The 18,751-nt window shown below is 43.9% G+C and carries 16 protein-coding genes; 9 read left to right on the forward strand and 7 right to left on the reverse strand.

Annotation, left to right across the window (positions count from 1 at the left end):
- Position 1: 1 nt before the first annotated feature.
- Together JBF11_RS03270 and JBF11_RS03275 are read right to left on the reverse strand one after the other, a co-directional pair.
- Complete coding sequence (locus tag JBF11_RS03270; RefSeq protein ID WP_334315950.1) at positions 2-817, reverse strand: cytochrome c biogenesis protein; 816 nt, start codon at positions 815-817, stop codon at positions 2-4.
- Positions 811-1,539, reverse strand: a complete 729-nt coding sequence (locus JBF11_RS03275) for a precorrin-2 dehydrogenase/sirohydrochlorin ferrochelatase family protein (protein WP_334315951.1) — start codon at positions 1,537-1,539, stop codon at positions 811-813. The genes JBF11_RS03270 and JBF11_RS03275 overlap by 7 nt, the downstream gene beginning before the upstream one ends.
- 90 nt (positions 1,540-1,629) lie before the next feature.
- Between JBF11_RS03275 and JBF11_RS03280 the strand changes: the two genes are divergently transcribed.
- The 4 genes from JBF11_RS03280 (at position 1,630) to JBF11_RS03295 (ending at position 5,545) form a co-directional block, all read left to right on the forward strand.
- Entirely contained in the window at positions 1,630-1,959 is a 330-nt protein-coding gene (locus JBF11_RS03280; RefSeq protein ID WP_334315952.1) for a hypothetical protein, read from the forward strand.
- 35 nt (positions 1,960-1,994) lie between these two features.
- Positions 1,995-2,912: an NAD(+)/NADH kinase gene (locus JBF11_RS03285; protein WP_334315953.1), complete on the forward strand. Its 918-nt coding sequence runs from the start codon at positions 1,995-1,997 to the stop codon at positions 2,910-2,912.
- Between the two features lie 108 nt (positions 2,913-3,020).
- A complete protein-coding gene (gene tyrS, locus JBF11_RS03290) occupies positions 3,021-4,229 on the forward strand; it encodes a tyrosine--tRNA ligase (RefSeq protein ID WP_334315954.1) in 1,209 nt (402 codons plus the stop codon).
- Between the two features lie 251 nt (positions 4,230-4,480).
- Positions 4,481-5,545, forward strand: coding sequence for a DUF362 domain-containing protein (locus JBF11_RS03295; protein ID WP_334315955.1), 1,065 nt, complete (start codon positions 4,481-4,483; stop codon positions 5,543-5,545).
- 49 nt (positions 5,546-5,594) lie between these two features.
- Here the strand turns inward: JBF11_RS03295 and JBF11_RS03300 are convergent, their stop codons facing one another.
- Positions 5,595-5,969: a DMT family protein gene (locus JBF11_RS03300; protein ID WP_334315956.1), complete on the reverse strand. Its 375-nt coding sequence runs from the start codon at positions 5,967-5,969 to the stop codon at positions 5,595-5,597.
- 133 nt (positions 5,970-6,102) lie between these two features.
- Here JBF11_RS03300 and JBF11_RS03305 point away from each other — a divergent pair, with 133 nt between their 5' ends.
- Genes JBF11_RS03305 through JBF11_RS03315 form a run of 3 tightly spaced genes read left to right on the forward strand, consistent with a single transcriptional unit; the run spans position 6,103 to position 8,744 of the window.
- Complete coding sequence (locus JBF11_RS03305) at positions 6,103-6,618, forward strand: DUF456 domain-containing protein (RefSeq protein WP_334315957.1); 516 nt, start codon at positions 6,103-6,105, stop codon at positions 6,616-6,618.
- Position 6,619: 1 nt separating this feature from the next.
- Positions 6,620-7,360: an RNA methyltransferase gene (locus JBF11_RS03310; protein WP_334315958.1), complete on the forward strand. Its 741-nt coding sequence runs from the start codon at positions 6,620-6,622 to the stop codon at positions 7,358-7,360.
- Between the two features lies 1 nt (position 7,361).
- Complete coding sequence (locus tag JBF11_RS03315; RefSeq protein ID WP_334315959.1) at positions 7,362-8,744, forward strand: glycosyltransferase family 9 protein; 1,383 nt, start codon at positions 7,362-7,364, stop codon at positions 8,742-8,744.
- Here JBF11_RS03315 and pdxT read toward each other — a convergent pair.
- Both pdxT and pdxS read right to left on the reverse strand, forming a co-directional pair.
- Entirely contained in the window at positions 8,736-9,422 is a 687-nt protein-coding gene (gene pdxT / locus JBF11_RS03320; RefSeq protein ID WP_334315960.1) for a pyridoxal 5'-phosphate synthase glutaminase subunit PdxT, read from the reverse strand. The two genes, JBF11_RS03315 and pdxT, sit on opposite strands and share 9 nt — an antisense overlap.
- 31 nt (positions 9,423-9,453) lie before the next feature.
- Positions 9,454-10,329 carry a pyridoxal 5'-phosphate synthase lyase subunit PdxS gene (gene pdxS / locus JBF11_RS03325; protein WP_334315961.1) on the reverse strand — a complete coding sequence of 292 codons (876 nt, stop codon included), beginning with the start codon at positions 10,327-10,329 and terminating at the stop codon, positions 9,454-9,456.
- A 209-nt stretch (positions 10,330-10,538) separates the two neighbouring features.
- On the opposite strand from pdxS, the gene JBF11_RS03330 reads away from it, so the two are divergent.
- Both JBF11_RS03330 and JBF11_RS03335 read left to right on the forward strand, forming a co-directional pair.
- A complete protein-coding gene (locus tag JBF11_RS03330; RefSeq protein WP_334315962.1) occupies positions 10,539-11,897 on the forward strand; it encodes an aminotransferase-like domain-containing protein in 1,359 nt (452 codons plus the stop codon).
- Positions 11,898-11,931: 34 nt separating this feature from the next.
- Complete coding sequence (locus tag JBF11_RS03335; protein ID WP_334315963.1) at positions 11,932-12,399, forward strand: GNAT family N-acetyltransferase; 468 nt, start codon at positions 11,932-11,934, stop codon at positions 12,397-12,399.
- 79 nt (positions 12,400-12,478) lie between these two features.
- Here JBF11_RS03335 and acs read toward each other — a convergent pair whose 3' ends face one another.
- A complete protein-coding gene (gene acs, locus JBF11_RS03340) occupies positions 12,479-14,530 on the reverse strand; it encodes an acetate--CoA ligase (protein ID WP_334315964.1) in 2,052 nt (683 codons plus the stop codon).
- 611 nt (positions 14,531-15,141) lie between these two features.
- The gene (locus tag JBF11_RS03345) at positions 15,142-18,747 is read right to left on the reverse strand and encodes a MuF-C-terminal domain-containing protein (RefSeq protein ID WP_334315965.1); all 3,606 of its coding nucleotides are present in this window, start codon (positions 18,745-18,747) and stop codon (positions 15,142-15,144) included.
- Positions 18,748-18,751: the final 4 nt, after the last annotated feature.

The raw sequence follows: 18,751 nt of genomic DNA on the forward strand, positions 1-18,751 counted from the left end.
ATTAAAAACTATGGTGCGTCGGTAAGAACGTATTCACGACAAAAATCGAAAACATGGCAACAGCAAATACGATTAAGGCAAGTTTTGCGGTTTTGCGTCCGTTTGTGCCGCGAACTTCTCTTTCATAAAATAAAAATCCATAAAGAGCAAGAATGAGCAGGGAAATAATTTCCTTTGGGTCGAAACTGAACAGACGCCCCCATGCCATATATGCCCAGATAAAACCAAAAATAAGTCCTATCGCGTAAAGAGGAAAGCCAAAACGGGCGGCAATATGGTTGACTTTGTCCAAAGCCCCGAGTGAAGGAATATTTTTAGGCAAATTCATGAGCTTGGTCTTATTTTTCAACAAATTTTCCTGCCACAGAAAAAGACAGCCTGCTCCGGCGGCGACCCCCATAATGCCGATACTTGCAAAAACAAGGGACAGATGCACAACCAAAACCGGTCCGACCACCAAATTATCCATGGGCTTTTCTTGGTGCAGAAAAATAAGGGCGGACAAAAGCAAAATGAAACAAAGCGGAGCGACAAAAACAAAAATTGTCGTATACCGCAGTTTATAATAAATAATGAAAGCAATCAGCAAAAGCGACCATGCAAGAGGTATCAAATACCAAGAACGCAAAACATAAATATCCATATCACGGATAGCGCCGACACACAGCAAAAACGAAAGCAATATAAAGCTGACCGCCAAACAGCAAATAGCTTTTTTCTGCACGGAAGCAGGCTGTTTGCCTTTGATTCCGATATAAAACAAAAACGTCGCCAAAGCGCATAAAAAGAGTGAAAGAAGCGAAAGGGTGACTAACATACGTTTTCCTCTTTATTTTTTTTAAGCATGGTGATTTCCTTATCGTCAATTTTTGAAACAACGCTTTGCGGCAAAATCTGCGCCAGTTTTCTATGCAGTTCATGAAATTTTTTAAGTTCAATCAAAGCCATGATTTCTTCCCGAAAATCCTTTGCCGCCAATGCCCTGAAAAGTTCCGCTCTTTTTTTTTCCTCAACATTGTCAAGAATAAGCGGGCGAAGAATTTGCAGCAAACGCAAAAAAGGCACATAGCCTTTCAAAACCCAATTATTTAAATCCTCTTTCAATGCTTTTGTAAATGCGGGACTTACGCCGGAACTGGACAGGGCGAAGATGAGGCTGTCATAATCCAAATGAGCCGGAACGATGAAATCGCCTCGTTCAGGACTTTCAACGGCATTGCAAAAAATATTATTTTCCGTACAGATTTTCAAAAAATCCCCGTTCACCTCCGAAGAATCCGTCGCCGCAAATGCTAAACGGACCTGCTCCAAATCCTTCGGACAAAAATTCCGCTGACAATAGGAAACCCTCGGATTGAAGCCATATTCATCAAAAAACGCCCGCATAAAATCTTCTTCGGGCAAAAATGGGTCGATTACGATTATTTCGAGAGGCTCGGCTTTAAGAAGCGCGGATATTTTTCTTCTTGCGACGCCGCCTGCCCCCAAAACCAAACATTTATATTTAGTGACATCTAAAAACAACGGATAATATTTCATAAAAAAAGTATAAAACTTTAAGCTATACTTTTCAAGATTAAATTGCTATAAAAAACAAACACATTTTTATACGCCCAAAAAGGAAACACCATGAAAAGCATTAAAACCACCCCGGAATTTATGAATTTGACAGAAGATGAAATCGTTGCGGCATTGGATGATTTTGAAAACCAGTTCGCGACGGAGGACGATGTCGACTCCGACATAGAACCGGAAAATCCGATAGTCAAAGAAGTTGCCAGACTTATCAACGAATATACCAACCGTTTTGACGAAATAATCGCGGAAGCCGGCGATGAAGGCGATTTGCCTGAAGAAATTTTCGAATATGAACCGGAAATCATCATCGAACGTGTCGCTTATGAAATTTTTATGGACGCCGTGCATGATTCCATGCAGGAAGCCGATGATTTTGAATAACAATCCCCATACCCCCATAACCGGGGGCTTTTCTTATGAATACCGTGAATACCGATTTTATTAATGTACCCAATGGAAAAACTTCGAAAGAGTATGTACTCCAAAACTTCCTGCTGATCATAAAAGAAAATAACAGCGAAGCCCTGCAAACGGCGGAAGACATTAAAGCATGGCTTGAAAAAAAATTCCTTTCGGCAACAATAGTAAGCGCTTTTATTCCTGAAGAAGAATTATTGAAGCATACCGAAACGCACGACATAGCCGTTATTCTCGGCGGCGACGGAACCATACTCGGCATTTCCCGCCGCATGTACCGAAACCCTGTTCCGCTGCTTGGCATAAACTTCGGCAAAGTCGGGTTTTTAGCGGATATTCCTCCCGAAAACTGGAAAGAATGTTTCAAAAAACTTCTTGCAGGCGCTTATCAGATTCAAAACGTCACCCCTTTGCATTTCGAACACATTCGGGACAGCAGGATCGTCAATTCCGGTATTGCCATGAATGATGTCGTTGTTTCCCGCGGGGCGGTGGCGAAATCAATTTTTATCAAACTGTGCATTGACGATATTTTCCTCACGAACCTGCACTGTGACGGGCTTATATGCTCCGCTCCTCTCGGAGCGACAGCCTATGCGGCATCCGCTCACGGACCGCTTGCCTTTCCCGCCCTTGACGCCCATATCGTCACGCCTATCAGCCCTTTTGCCGGAGCATTCCCCCCCCTTGTTCTGCCGAGGGAAAGCTCCATTCAGATAACATGTCTTGAGGACAGGGAAACCTTCATCACCATAGACGGGCAAGATTCCTATGATGTGCGTAAAAACGACACCGTCCTCGTGAAAAGCGCCGAGCATAAGATTTCCATGTTCGTAAGCGACCCGAGATGGTTTTGGAAACGCCTCAGGGAACGCGGATTTATTATGCCCGGACCCGGAAAATATACGAACCGGTAAAAATATCATGGCAGCATAAGCGCAGGATTTTCCTGTTTCATTATTTTGCTTGAAATTTTGTTCAAACCATATATAATTTTTTGCGAAAAACAAACTTGAGGTGCACACATGAGTTCAACGTTCAAAAGTGTTGATGAACAAATAAAAATTATCCGCCGCGGCATTGTTGATTTGATCAGCGAAGAGGACCTGCGCAAAAAACTTGCGCGGAACAAACCGCTCAATATCAAAGTCGGTTTCGACCCGACCGCTCCCGATCTCCATTTGGGGCATACCGTTGTCATCCATAAAATGCGTCATTTCCAAGAGCTGGGGCACAATGTGACTTTTTTAATCGGTGATTTCACAGGAAGAATAGGCGACCCCTCCGGACGTTCCGAAACCCGTCCCCCCCTTACCGAAGAACAAGTCATTGCAAACGCAAACACCTATAAAGAACAAATTTTCAAAATTTTGGACCCTGAAAAAACAACTGTCGCTTTTAACTCAAAATGGCTGAACGCCTTAACTCCCTCCGAGTTTTTACGCCTTATGAGCAGCTGCACCGTAGCCCGCATGCTCGAACGTGACGATTTTTCCAAACGGTATAAGGAAGAGCGTCCTATTTCCATTCACGAATTTTTCTATCCTCTCGCTCAGGCGTATGATTCCGTAGCCATGCAGACCGATGTTGAAATGGGCGGCACCGACCAAACGTTCAACCTGCTCATGGGACGCACGCTGCAAAGCCATTACGGGCAAGAACCGCAATGTATCATTACCGTACCTCTCCTGGAAGGCTTGGACGGTATCAGAAAAATGTCCAAATCTTACGGCAACTATATCGGCATTGCCGAAGAAGCCAAAGACCAGTTCGGAAAAGCCATGAGTATTTCCGACGAACTCATGTGGCGTTATTACGAGCTTCTTTCAAGCAAAAGTATGGAAGAAATCGAGCAAATGAAACAGGATGTCGAAAAAGGAACCCGCCACCCAAAAACCGTCAAGGAAGAACTCGCCTTTGAAATTGTGGAACGGTACCACGGCAAAGACAAAGCGGAAGAAGCGCGGCAAGGGTTCAATTCCGTTTTTGCAAAAGGCGGCGTACCCGACGATGCCCCTAAATACGAATGTTTGGAAGGCGACGAAAGCATGCCTGTCAATTTCCTTGCAGCCAGCGGTCTTATAAAATCAAAAAGCGAAGCGAAACGCCTTGTCAGTTCCAACGCTTTGTCCGTCAACGATGAGAAATATACCGACCCTTACGCTTCCCTTGCAAAGGGTGAATATACAATCAAATGCGGCAAAAAAGGGTTTTTGCTTTTGACCGTGAAATAACAGGTTATCATAAAATCCATAGCCCCATTTATTAAAGCAACACTTTGACAAATGGGGCTTTTTTATTATTCTTCAGCAAAATGAAAAAATAATGACTGTCCGCAGTTCTCCAATAAACGTTGTAAGAAAAATGCGCATGAGAGAATCAGGCAAAAAATAGAAAGGATTGTATATGTTTTTTTCACGCCGAACCTGTATACATAGTACATAGGAAAAAAATTTATGGTTCCGTTCATTGCAGGAGACGTATCATGAAAAAGAACGAAATTTCACGAAGAGAACTGCTTAAAGGTTCCGCCGTAATCGCTGCCGCCGCCGTGGCTGCTCCCTCTTTATTAACCGCGCTTCCTCGGCATCTTCAAGCCGCTTCTCTTGAAAACAGCCAAAAAACACCGCTTGTCGGTTCACGAAACGTTACGGGAATAAAAACGGAAGGCTCCCGTGCAAAAGTATATTTTACTTCCCATATCGACGCGGAACACTTAATCCGTCTTTATGAAAAAATCAATTCCGAAATTTACGGCAAGGTTGCCATAAAACTTCATACCGGTGAAAAAAACGGTCCGAACATTTTGCCCCGTGACATGGTGCAGGCGTTTCAAGCCCAAATTCCCAACAGCAATATAGTGGAAACCAACACTCTCTACGAAGGGGACCGCTATACGACAAAATCCCACCGTGAAACCCTGAAAGTCAACGGCTGGACATTCTGCCCCGTCGACATCATGGATGAAGAAGGCGATGTCAATCTTCCCGTCAGAAATGGTCTTCGCCTCAAAGAAGTAGCCATGGGCGGGCATATCATCAACTACGATTCAATGGTTGTCCTTACCCATTTCAAAGGGCACGCCATGGGCGGATTTGGCGGTTCCATGAAAAATATAGCCATCGGCTGCGCTTCCGGACAAACGGGCAAACGGCAAGTTCACGGCGTTTCCGGAAAAGTGCCTGAAGACTGGGGGGCATGGCCTGCAAAAGAGCCGCTTATGGAACTTATGGCGGATTCGGCAAAAGCGACGTGTGATTATTTTGGAAAACGCATTGTTTTCATCAATGTTTTGCGCAACATGTCCGTTGACTGCGATTGCGCAGGAACAAGAGCCGCAAAACCGACCATTCCGGATATCGGAATTTGCGCTTCAACGGATATTTTAGCTGTTGACCAAGCTTCCTGCGATTTGGTTTTCGGAAAACCGGACTCGGAAAACCACGATCTTGTGGAACGCATCCAAAGCCGCCATGGACTGCGTCAGCTTACGGCAATGGCGGAACTTAAAATGGGCAATCCGCAATACGAATTGATTTCTATTGACTAAAAAGCCTCTTTTTTGCAAAAATCTGATACGGTTAACAGGTATCAGATTTTTATTTTTTAAAAATGAAGTATACAGCCATGACGATACAAACAAAAGAAGCCAAGTGATTCCATTTCAGCTGCGTTTTAAAAGCAATCATTGAAAAAACGGTGAAAACAACAAGCGTTATCACTTCCTGAATGATTTTTAATTGCATGATGTCGAACGGACCGCCATTTTCCACAAAACCCAATTTATTGGCGGGAACCTGCAGGCAATATTCAAAAAATGCGACAGCCCAGCTGAAAATGATAATTCCGAGCAAAGGCAAGGACGCAAACCAAGTAAATTCCGTCCGCATTTTTAGATGTCCGTACCAGGCAAGCGTCATGAAAATATTTGAACCGATGAGTAAAAGAACAGAAAACACCCCTTGAGAAACCATGAGAAACTCCATAAATAAGATAATTTTCTCTAGCAATAAAAACCATAAATAACAAGAAAAAAGTCGCAAGTTAATTCTTGCAAAAAATGCGGGCTCTCACTATACTGTTGACATCTTATTCCAAGGGTTTCGTATGTTTTCAAGTATCATTGCAACAATTTTCATCATTGTTCTGTTCCTGCTGGTGTTTTTGAATTTTCTATCGCTTCCCGGAAACTGGCTTGTTGCAGTATTTATCCTCATCAGCGCTTTTTTCGTGCCGGACGGAACATACTATGCGTTATACTGGGTTTTATTTTTCATCCTGCTCATAGTTGGTGAAGTTGCCGAATTTTATTTGCAAATCCACCATGGAAAAAAAGCCAACGCTTCTTCTTCCTCCAATTTTTTCGGTATTGTCGGGGCGATTATAGGCGGTATCGTGTTTATGCCCTTTCTTTTGGGACTGGGGGCAATTTTCGGTACGCTCATCGGTGCGTACGCGGGTTCCTTTCTGGCAGAAAAATATATCGCCCGCAGCGATACGGAACAAGCGATCAAGGTTGCCTCCGCCACGGTATTGGGAAAATTCCTGGGAATTTTACTGAAATTCGGTCTTGGTATCTATTTAGTTTTCTTTACCGCAAAAACTATTTTCGCCGCTTTGTAACATGTTTGATTTACTCAATATCGTTCTTGTCGAACCCCGCTTCCCGGAAAATATAGGTTCTGTCGCCAGAGCTTCCGCCAATTTCGGTTCCGCGCCCATTTCCCTTGTTAAACCTGAAATGTGGGAAATAGAAAAAGCAAGCCCGCTCGCCACCAAACAAGGACTGCGGCTTCTTGAACAAATACGGGTTTTCGACTCTGTGGAAAAAGCGATTCAGGATTGTATTTTTTGTATCGGAACAAGTGCAAGAGTGGGCGGGGTTCGCCGTGAAACCGTCAGTCCGAAAGAATGTGCGAAAGAAATCATGCGGTATCTTGAACAAGGCGAACGGGTTGCCATGCTTTTCGGCCCCGAAGACCGAGGCTTGGAAAACCATCATTTGGAGCATTGCCATAAATTGGTCACCATTCCGGCTTCTCTGAACTGTTCTTCGCTCAATTTGGCTCAAGCCGTTCTGCTCATACTCTATGAAATTTACCAGCTTGCGCCTGAAAAAAGAAAAATGCGTCAAAAAGACAAAGGGGCGATTTCCCGCAGAATAAACAGCGCCGAACGGGAACTTCTGCATGGCAAGCTGAAAACAGTTCTGACAAGGCTTGATGTCATTCAAAAAAGCAATCCTGATTATTTCTTCATTCCCATGGCGCATTTTCTGGACAGAAAAGAAATACGCAGGCATGAGATGGATATGCTTTTGGGAATATGCAGACAAATCGAACGCCTGATAAAAACAACGGAATGATATGAAAAATCTTATTGTTCAAGCCCAGCGCCTCGGCGATTTAGTCATGACCTACCCGCTTTTTATTTGGCTGAAAAAGCAGGATGACAAAGAAATTTTTGTCTTGGCGGAAGAAAAATTTTATAAAGAGCTTTTACACATTTCCCCGCTTGTTACTTATATTCCGACCGACAAAATGGCGTACCTTAAAAATTTTTCCTATGATACCGTTATTAATTTAAGCCACAGGGAAGATACCGCAAAACTCGTAAGTACCCTTGATAAAAATAATTTTTACGGATTGGAAATAGAAAACGGCTGCAAAAAAATTTCAGGAAAATGGCAATTATACAGAACCTCGCTCACCCACAACAACCACTATAACCGTTTGCACTGGGCTGATTTGAATGCACTGGACTGCATAGACCCTGCTATCATGCATTCCACAAAATGGAAAATCCCCCAAGGGCGGCAAAACGGAAAAATCGGTTTATTCGTTGGCGCGAGCGAGGAAACAAAACGCCCCAGCGTCGATTTTTGGGCAGAGCTGGCTTTCCAACTGTGCAAAAAAGGCTACGACCCTGTTTTTATCAGCGGTCCGGGCAACGAAGAAAAAAGCATTGCCTATGCTGCCGCCAAAAAAGCCAACATTCCGCACGGCGTTATTGCCGGTTCGCTCAGCATATTTGAATTGATACATTTTTTGGAAACCCTGCAATTATTTGTCTGTCCCGATACCGGACCTATGCATATCGCAAGCTTCGCAAACGTTCCGACCCTGAACCTTTCCATCGGTCCGGTGAACCCATGGGAAACCGCCCCGTATCCCCCCTATCATTACGTGCTTCGTTCCGGCATTTCCTGTTCCGGGTGCTGGCAATGTACAAAAGAAGAACAGTTTTGCAGAAGAGCTTTTGTTCCCCATAGGATTGCAAATCTTGTGCACAGCTTGCTTCTGCAAAAACCTTTGCCGAACATTCCCTCGATAACCCTCTATAAAACAGGCAGAAACACTCTCGGTTTATATGAACTGGAACCGATTTTCGGCGAAAAGCACTATCATTCCCTGCAAGCTGATTTTTGGCGCTCTTTCTTTTTATACGTTTTATCAGAAAAAAGCAGCCGCTATCTTCCGGCTTATGAAAAAAGCAAAGCGGATTTGTTTTCCGCCTTGCCCAAACTGAAGCCTGTCATGCAGAAAGGACATATTAATTTGATAAAAACGCTTGTCATGACGGAAAAAACCAATTCAATATTGGAACCGGAAGCGTGGAAACAATATCCGCCTTTATTGCGTCCGCTGACAAGCTATGTTCAATTGCTTTTGGAAAACGGAAATTATTCAAAAGAAATACGTTTAACCGCCATGAAGCTTTCGGAAGAATTTCGCAATGCCTTACAGTGACGCTTTATATTCTTTCGCCTTTTCAAAAAGCCATGTGTGAAAAAGCAGGTTTTCCGTCAATTCAGGGTGAAAAGCCGTCGCTACGATGCTTTTTTCCTGCACAGCCAAAATCCGCCCTTTTCTCTGTGCCAAGATTTTCACATTTCCGCCCGCTTGCGCAATTTGAGGCGCGCGGATAAAAACAGCGGGGAAAACGCAATGTTTCTCCGTATCCTTTTCAGAAAAACAAGGGCAAACAATATCCAACTCTTCCGTGAAGCTTTCCTTTTGCCGTCCAAAAGCATTGCGGTTTACGGCAATATCAAGACAACGCAATCGAGCTTGTTCTTCAAAACCAATGATTTCATTGCTGAGCAAAATAAGCCCCGCACACGTTGCAAAAACCGGCATATTTCCTTGAATTAATTTCACAAGCCTATCAAGCATGGCGTTTTGCACAAGCAGCTTCGCCATGACGGTGCTTTCCCCGCCGGGAAGACATAAACCATGAAGATTTTCCATATCGTCCGAACCACGGATTTCCACAGGTTTCGCTCCCACAGCATATAAAGCCAGGCAGTGTTCCCGAAAAGCTCCCTGCAAAGCAAGCACGCCGATACGTACCTGCTCGTGCAAAGGAATATTTTCAACTTCTTCAATTTTCTTTTGCACATGAATTGAAGATAAATGCGTCAACATAATCCCTCCGTTACAAACAAAAAACCGCTTCTTACCAACCGCGTTCCTGCATGCGTTCGGAAGGTGCGATAGCTGAAATTTCAATACCATGCATCGGAGTTCCAAGCCCTTGCGAAATTTCAAGAAGTTTTTTTGCGTCATTATAATAGGTTACCGCTTCAACAATGGCTTTTGCCTGACGGGCGGGATCGGAAGATTTGAAAATACCGGAACCGACAAACACACCGTCACACCCCAGTTCCATCATAAGGGCGGCGTCGGCAGGCGTTGCAATTCCGCCCGCGGCAAAATTCACAACAGGCAATCTGCCTTCTTTTCTTGTTTCAAGGGCTAAATGCAATGGAATCGCATGTTCTTTGCAAAAATATACGATTTCATCTTCCGGCAAAGCGCAAAGGGCTCGGATTTCTTCATTGACAATACGGATATGTTTTACCGCTTCAACAACATTTCCCGTTCCGGGTTCCCCCTTGGTGCGGATCATGGCGGCTCCTTCCCCGATTCTGCGCAGAGCTTCCCCCAAATTTCTCGCCCCGCAGACAAAAGGAACGTTAAACGCTTGCTTATTGATATGAAACCTGTCATCAGCAGGCGTCAACACTTCACTTTCATCAATATAATCAACTCCAAGTTCTTCTAAAATCCTTGCTTCCGCATTATGTCCGATTCTCACTTTCGCCATTACGGGAATGCTGACGCAATCCATAATACGTTTCACAAGGCTTGGGTCAGCCATACGGGCAACACCCCCTTCCTTACGGATATCGGACGGAACGCGTTCAAGCGCCATAACGGCACAAGCACCCGCTTCCTGGGCTATATTTGCCTGTTCTTCATTCGTAACGTCCATAATAACGCCGCCTTTAAGCATTTGAGCCAAACCGCCTTTTAAAATTTCTGTATTCATGATATGCTCCTTATTTTGATTTTTTGTATTATGAACGGCATGACAAAACTTTCCAGTTTTTTCATTTTTCCTGAAACAATTATTATTATAATTGATACAATTCTATTTTTAGCTATGACAATATATAAAAATTTTCCTTATAAATCCAATATGATATATTCAGTTAAAAATTTTCTTGACCTTTTGTATAAGAACACTATCATGGCAGTATGCAAATTGTCACACTCATACAAGAAGAACTGGCTGAAAATCCGCAGCTTCCTTTTTATCTGAATTTTATCAAAGCCCTGCAAAAAGGAATTGCCGACAATAGCTTGCCCGTCGGCTCCGGTCTGCCTACGCACAGAAAATTAGCGGAAGAACTTTCCCTAAGCGTCGGCACCGTAACAAGAGCATATAAGGAAGCGCAAAAACATTCTTTGACATCTTCCGTTATTGGACGGGGAACTATTATTTCCAAGCCTTCAAAGCATATTGATATTGTGAATGAACAACAAAAATACTATGATTTGAGCTTTGTTTCGCCGTTTGAATATTTAAATCCGAGCTTGGATTCCGCCCTTGAACATATTGACATTCAAGATAAGGAACTCCTTAAATATCATGAACCGAGGGGCATGCTTAAGCATAGGAAAACCGGAGCGCTTTGGGCAAAAAATTTTGGATTGACGGTTTCCGAGAAAAATATTTTGGTTTGCGCGGGAGCGCAGCACGCCTTGCTCTCCCTGCTCATCGGACTTTTCAGAGCGGGAGATAAAATCGCGGCGGAAACGATAACCTATCCTCTTTTAAAAGAAATATGCCAACGCCTTTCTTTACAGCTTGTGCCTATAAAAATGGACGAACTGGGCATTATTCCGAAGCATTTCGAATTAGCCTGCAAAAATGGCGACATAAAGGGTTTATACCTCATGCCCTCTTGTCAAAATCCGACACTTTCGCAAATTCCGGAATTCAGGCGTCAGGCGCTTGTTGATTTATGCAGAAAGTATGATGTGAAAATTATTGAAGACGATGTCTATGCCCTGTCCTTGGAACAAAAGCTTCCGCCTCTTGCAAGCCTTTGTCCTGAAAGAACATTCTTCATCGCCTCAATCAGTGAGGCCCTGAGCGGGGGCTTACGCATTGCCTATGCCGCTTCCCCTGATGAATTTGTGCAGCGCATAGAACAAAGTATCGGTTATAGTATTTCCATGGCGGCACCTCTTATGGCGGAAATTGCAAGTTATTGGATAGAAAGTAAAATTGCGGAACAAACCCTTTGGGCGAAAAAAGAAGAGGCGGCAGCCCGAAATGTTTTAATCCGACGTATTTTGGACGGATTTTCCCTTGAAACGAGGAGCACGGGATTTTATGCATGGCTCAGTCTTCCGCCTCCGTGGACCAATGAACATTTCACCGAAACAGCCAAAAATAACGATGTTCTTGTTGCCGACTGCTCGCATTTTTCCCTGCTTTCCCCTCCTGCAAAAAACGCTGTCAGACTGGCTCTCGGAGGAATTGAAAAAAGGGAAGATTTAACCAAGGCATTGACTGTGTTGGCAAAAATTCTCCATTCGTCAATATAATCCAAATAAACAACAGATTCAAAAAGGAAATATCATGACTGCACTATGCCTCGCCACACCGAACCATGCCGGGCTCATTGTCGATTTCATGCATAAACTCGGTGAATTTCAAAAAATGAGTTCTGCCATAACCGTAACAACGGAAAAAATGGAAAAATTGCTTCAAAATAAAGACGGTGAAGCCGTGCTTGCGTTTGCAGACGGCACCCCCGTTGCTTTTGCTTATTTTTGCAAACACAGTTCCGCCTTTATCGGGCATACCTGCCTTTATATTGACGCCTTTTATGTTGAGGAAGAGTTCAGAAAACAAGGCATTGGCAGACAAATCATGCAATTTCTTGCAAAACTCTGCAAAGAACGGGGCTATGCCCGTATGGAATGGGGGTGTCTTGACTGGAACACCGATGCATGGGATTTTTACACAAATCTAGGCTCTGTTCCTTTTGAAATATTGACTATCCACCGCCTTTCCGGTGAAAGCTTAGAAAAATTATCGCAATAAGTTTAGCATAATATAATCATACCGTTATGAACATAAAAAGGGGCATTTCGCCCCTTTTTCAATACTTGCGCAACACCCGCTATTCTTTTTCCTGATCTTCAGCCGGTTCATCCTGCCGTTTCGCCGTTTCCGGGCGTCCCTCAAGAATATTTTTATGTCCGTAAATGATTTCATCAATGACTTCTGGTCTTGCAAGGGCTGTTGTGTCGCCGATATCGTCGTAAACATTGCCCGCGATTTTACGCAGCATTCTGCGGATGATTTTTCCTGACTGCGTTTTCGGCATGCTTTCCACAAACTGGATATATTCAGGAGAAGCAAGCGCGCCGATATTCTTACGGATCGCCTCTTTCAAAAGTTTTCTGATATCATCCGTCCATGCGATGTCATCTTTCAAAACAACATACGCGTAAATGGCTTCACCTTTTATTTCATGCGGCATGGAAACAACCGCTGCCTCGGAAACATACTGATTGGCGGTCAAAACAGCCTCGATTTCAGCCGTTGACAAACGGTGGCCGGAAACATTGATATTGTCGTCCATACGTCCTAAAATCCAAAAATAACCGTCTTCGTCAATTTCGGCGCCGTCACCGGAATCAAAATAACCAAAGCGTTTGAAATAACTTTGATATTTTTCTTCATCGTTATAAACGCCAAGCATCATGCCGGGCCAAGGCTTACGGATAACCAAGTGCCCTGCTTTCGTATTTTCATGACTCACGTCTTCCCCGTCTTTTTTCGCGTCACCCATGACAACCGCGTCAATGCCCGGCAGAGGGAAAGAGGCTGAACCGGGTTTCAGCCTTGAAGCATAAGGAAACGGGCTGATCATTGCCCCGCCTGATTCCGTTTGCCACCATGTGTCGACAATCGGAAGTTCGCCTCCGCCGATGACTTTATGGAACCATTCCCAAGCTTCGGGGTTGATAGGCTCACCTACGGAACCGAGCACGCGCAGGGTGCGCAAATCATAGCGTTCCGGCCACGCTTCCCCCATACGCATAAGGGAACGGATAACCGTCGGAGCCGTATATAAAATATTCACACGGAATTTTTCCACGATACGCCAGTAGCGGTCCGGTTTCGGATACGTGGGAACGCCTTCGAACATAAGCGTTGTCGCCCCGAGAGACAGCGGACCGTATACACCGTAAGTATGCCCCGTTATCCAGCCCATATCCGCCGTACACCAATATACGTCGTCGTCACGCATATCAAAAATCCATTGCGAGGTATGGGCGGCATACGTCAAATACCCGCCGGTTGAATGCAGAATGCCTGAAGGTTTGCCCGTACTTCCGCTTGTGTGCAGGAGGAAAAGCGGATCGTTCGCATCCATGGGCACGCAGGGAAAATCAACGTCCAAAGTAAAATCTTCCACTAAATCATGCCACCAAATATCACGGTTTTTAACCATATTCACATCTTGCATGTTCGCATGATGAACAACCAAAACATGGGCGACAGAAGGACATTTTTCCAAAATCGGGTCCAAATTCGCTTTCAAAGGCTTTACGGAACCGGCACGGATTACACCGTCAGCGGTGATGACGACTTTCGCCTTGGAATCTTGAATACGGCTGCGCACACCGCCTTCCGCATAGCCTGAAAAAATCGCGGTATGTATCGCGCCTATCCGCGCGCAGGCAAGCATTGAAATAACAAGTTCCGGAATCATGGGCATATAAAGGGCAACCCTGTCGCCTTTTTTCACGTGCAAAGAATTAAGCGCGTGGGCGACACGGCAAACTTCCGTATAAAGCATTTGATACGTGAAGCAACGCACATCCATTTCACGTTCGCCTTGCCAGATAAGCGCGGCTTTATTTCGCCTGCCGGAAATGATGTGTCTGTCAATACAGTTGAAAGAGGCGTTCAATTTCGCATTGGTAAACCAACGGTATTTATGATTTACTTCATCGGATTCCAAAACCTTGTCCCAGCGTTTATACCAATGTATGAGCTGCGTCGCACGGGCCGCCCAAAAATCATCAGGATCATCAAGAGCGCGCTGGCAAATGGCCCTCGCCTCTTCCGTACCGCTAATCCACGCACTAGACTTACCATGTTCGGGGGGTAAATAACTACGGTTTTCAGTTAATAAAGTGGTAATGCGCTCTTGTGTCATGGATTTGCTCCTATTATTAAATTGTTATCCTATTGCTTTGCATTTTCAATTTCAAAAATAACTTTGCAAAGGTTTCTCAGCCGTTTTTATGCTCAATCAAATAAACATAAATAATTCAAGTAGTAAGCATATTCCCTACTTGCCTTTACGGTTACACAGCATTTTTCTTGCGTCAATATGGTTTTTAAATTTTTTCTTTTAAAACCATTAAAGAATAATGGAACAAACTTTTTTATTCAGCGATAACACACTGATTATATTTGATTTTTATAGACAATACCGGCTAAAAATTTTTTCCGCATTTTCCGCATTGATTTTTTATTGCATTACTATTTATGAAATACATGCATTATATGCATGCATTTTAGCTACTTATGCATAGATTTTAATTCATATGATTAATGATTATCCCCTGCACTTCTTCTGATAATCAGCATAAATAAAATAAGCTCTTGACCATAATCTTATCAAAGATAATGGTTGAGAGCCGTTATTTTTATAAAAATCAAAGAAATAATACCGAACTGTTTTTTTTAAATGAATTTTAAATTTACCATAGAAAATCAGCATTGCCTCTTTTCCTGTTTTTTTGTATTCATAATGCTTTCATTCTAACTGTCAGAACGCACCAAACGCATCGACATGTATCTGCCGACATCAAAATAAACAGTTTCATCGATACGCTGTTCAGTGCACTCCGCAACGTATTCGGCAATAAAACGCTCCTTATTGGGCAAAGAGGCAATATGCCCCATAAAACTGTCAACGGCTCCGGGTCCCTCAAAGCCGAAACGCTCTGCCGCAAGCTCGATGTCAACGGACTTGCTTTTGTCGGAAGTAAAAATTGCATTGTACTGGGCTGGTCTTTGCCTGTGTGTTTCAACAAGGCTTTCCCTGTACTGCTCCCGTAAATCCTCGTCTATGTATATACCGCCCTCGTCAATAATCTGCTCAAGAAGCACGGTGTCCTTATCAAGCTGATAGGCAAGTTCCGCGTTGCTGTTCCATATTTTCTTATGCTCTTCAAGCTCCCTGCCTTTCTTCTCCGTCATGGCGCTGTATGCATCAATATCGGAATCCTGCGCAAGCGCATTGAACTGTTCTCTTTTTTCCGGGGACAGAAACGCCAAGTCCCGCTCCTGTACGGAACTCAAAATCGGGTTCGTTTCCGCAATGCCAAGCTTCTGCCGTGCCGCAAGTATTTCTTTTTCCGTTGCAAGCTGTCTGTCAAAAACTTCTTTCAATTGCGGGTTGATTTCAACGCCTGAATGTGAAATCTTTTCATATAATTTTGTCAGCCAGCGGGCTATGTTGGCAAATACCCGTTTCAGGTTCTTGCTTGGTGCTTCGCCCCTGTGCAGATATTCAAGAACAGCGTCGGCGAATTTTTCATGCTGCTCCCGTGTCCATGCTTCACCCTCTTTTGCGCCCACAAAGTCACAGGCCGTTTTCCAGTCCTGAATATCCTGCTCCCTTGCGTTTTCAAGCCGTGCTTTCTGTTCCATGGCAAACTGCATATAATGCCCGAACTCGTGAAATCCCGTGCTTATATCCGCGGAAGTAAAAAATCTGATAATGGCTTTTGCGCCCTCCACTTGTTGAATAGAGCCACGGATATTGGCATTGTCGTCTTGGTAAAACGTAGGGTATTGATTTTTTAACTTGACTAAATCGCTCTCATTATATATGTTAAGTCCAAGTGATTGGGACACATCCCAAAGGGAATTAGTCCCGGCGGACATGACCCCTTTCGCTTTAGCGCTTACGTCCTTTAGTAGGCGCTTATTTTTTTGCCAAAAATATTTATCTTTATTTCTATTCACATAAACAAGTTTTTCAGCTTGCTCTAAAAACCAATTCATACTTGGTTCATCTTTTTTATTATTTTTTGCAAAAACAGATAAAATAATATTTATTTCTGCTCTGTCTGTATTCCCTTTAAAATCAACAGGAATAACAACAGTTGCTCCTTTTTTATCTGTTATATCAGTAATAAAAATAAATCTGTTATTGTTATCTTTATCTTGATATACAGCTACAGGATCAGCCAATGCTTGAGGTATTTTTTTCAAAATATCTTTATCAATATTTGGATGTATATTGTGTTCTGGGTTAGTCTTTTCTGCTGGATATAATCCGTCAAAAGCATGAGGGGCAATATGCAGTTCTTTAAAATCAGCCCCAACTAAATGCATTGCCAGTGGTGTTTGCTTCAACATCAAAATATTGTTTCTTGGTTTCTTTTCTAAAGAGGTTATTACGTTCTCCCACTCTGCAATTTCGCCCTGTAATTTTGCTTCTGCTTCCTGCTGTTGATACAAGGCATTTTCTCTTTCCACTGCGTCTTTGTTGAAATTGGCAAGCCCTGCCTCTTGTCTCGCCCGTGCGATAATGTTTTCATAATCAGCCTTGCTTGCCACTGTCCCCAAGAATAAAGGGCGGTTCTTATTGAAAGCGTCCAGCAAAGGAAGATTGTAGTTTTCCGCCTCTGTCTTGATATTCGCCATGAATAAAGACGCTAACGTCCTGCTCTGCGTTTCATTGTAGGGATTGTCCGTCAGCTTGGTACTTTCCGTTATGTCGTTCGCTATCTGCTGCATAAGATAGTTTTCTTCATTGTACGCTTTGAATTGCGTATCAAGAACAGCCTGCACATTCTGCACTTCCGCAAACATTTCCGGGGAAAGTTCCGCCTCGTCTTTCAGCATGCTTTCCGTGTATTCGTCAAAATCGGAGTTTATCTCCTGCGTTTGGCTCTGCTGTGCTTCAACAGCCTTGGAAAGATTGTCAATTTTTTCTTTTTGCTGATACAGTGCGCCTAAAAAACTGTCCATACTGTCCGTTGCAAATTCGCTCGATATGCTGAATGCGTCATTTTGCAGTAAACGCCCGCCTATGCTTGTCTGCATGGCTTTGTGTATGTTCTCGCCTGAAATCTGCAAAGAGCCGCCGCTTGCAGCCGCAAACCCGTATTCTTCATGGCTGATACCCGCCTCATCAAGGAACACGTCAAGAGGCTGTTTGTCAAAATCCGTAAGTTCCGCGCTGCGTTCCTGCCTCAAAGCCTCTACTGCGCTTGCGGGAACGTATATATCGGGAATATCCACACCGCCGTTTTTAAGCTGTCCCACAAGGTTTTTGAAAATTTCGGGCTGTTCCTTGGCAAGTTTCTGTGCTTCCACAAGCCGGGTAATCTGATTGGCTTGTTTTTTATACTCGCTCTTGATGCCGAAAGCACCAAGACTGCCCCCCGCAACAGCCCCCACAGCCCCTTGATACAAAGCATCCTTTTGAAAGTCCGCGCTGAAAGCTTCGTTCAAAAAACCGCCTATTGCGCTCCATTCAAAATTATCAAATTTTCCGTACGCGTATTGCTTTGCCAAAAGTTCGGGGTACGCTTGTGCATATTCCGTAACGCCCTCATGTCCGGCCCCTGTGAGCCACGTTTTGAGGGCATGCCCCGTTGCCGTCTTAGGCTTTATGAAAGCTTTGCCAATCCCCTTGGCACCGAAGGCGTCAAGAGGCGCGCTGAGAAAAGCGTTTATCATCGCCGCCTCTCTCGCATTCTCCTGCAAAGCAAGCGGGTCTTGCCTGTATTGGTCAAGCGTCTGCCCGTAATTCATAACCAAACCGGTTAAAAACGGGGCTACCGTGCCGCCGCCTGTTGCCACACTTGCCGCAACCATGGGCGCAAGCTGGGCAATCCCTGCGGACACGTCAAAAATAAATTCGTTTATCCCTCCTGTCTGCTGTGCCTTTTCCAGCCACTTCGGAGCGTTTTCAAATAAATCCGTCGCCTGTTTTACAAAAGCGTCGCGATACCCTTTATACATATTAATCAGATTGTTCCGAGCTCCCTCATCGTCAGGATAAAAAGAAGCCGCAAGTTCCAAAATTGCCTCATCGGAAGCATTGCGCAGCTGTTTCTGCACATCTTCGGAAATATAGCTTTCATAATTCATCTTGGTAAGAAAATCATTGAGTACAGTCTGCAAACCCCTTTTGCCGCTGTTCAGTCCTGAAAGCAAACCATATCCTGCGGCTTCAAAGGTGTTGAAACCTTTTGGCTTACTTTGATATTGTTCTCCTAACCTTGAAGCTCCCGCTTCAAGAACATAGTTCCTTGGTTTTCTACTTAATTGAGCAAAATGCTTTTCCAGTTGCGCTAGCTGTTGGACATTATCCTGCATGTTCGTTGCAGATAAAAAATCGCTCATGTAT

The organism is Taurinivorans muris (genome assembly GCF_025232395.1).
Taxonomy (GTDB): domain Bacteria; phylum Desulfobacterota; class Desulfovibrionia; order Desulfovibrionales; family Desulfovibrionaceae; genus Taurinivorans; species Taurinivorans muris.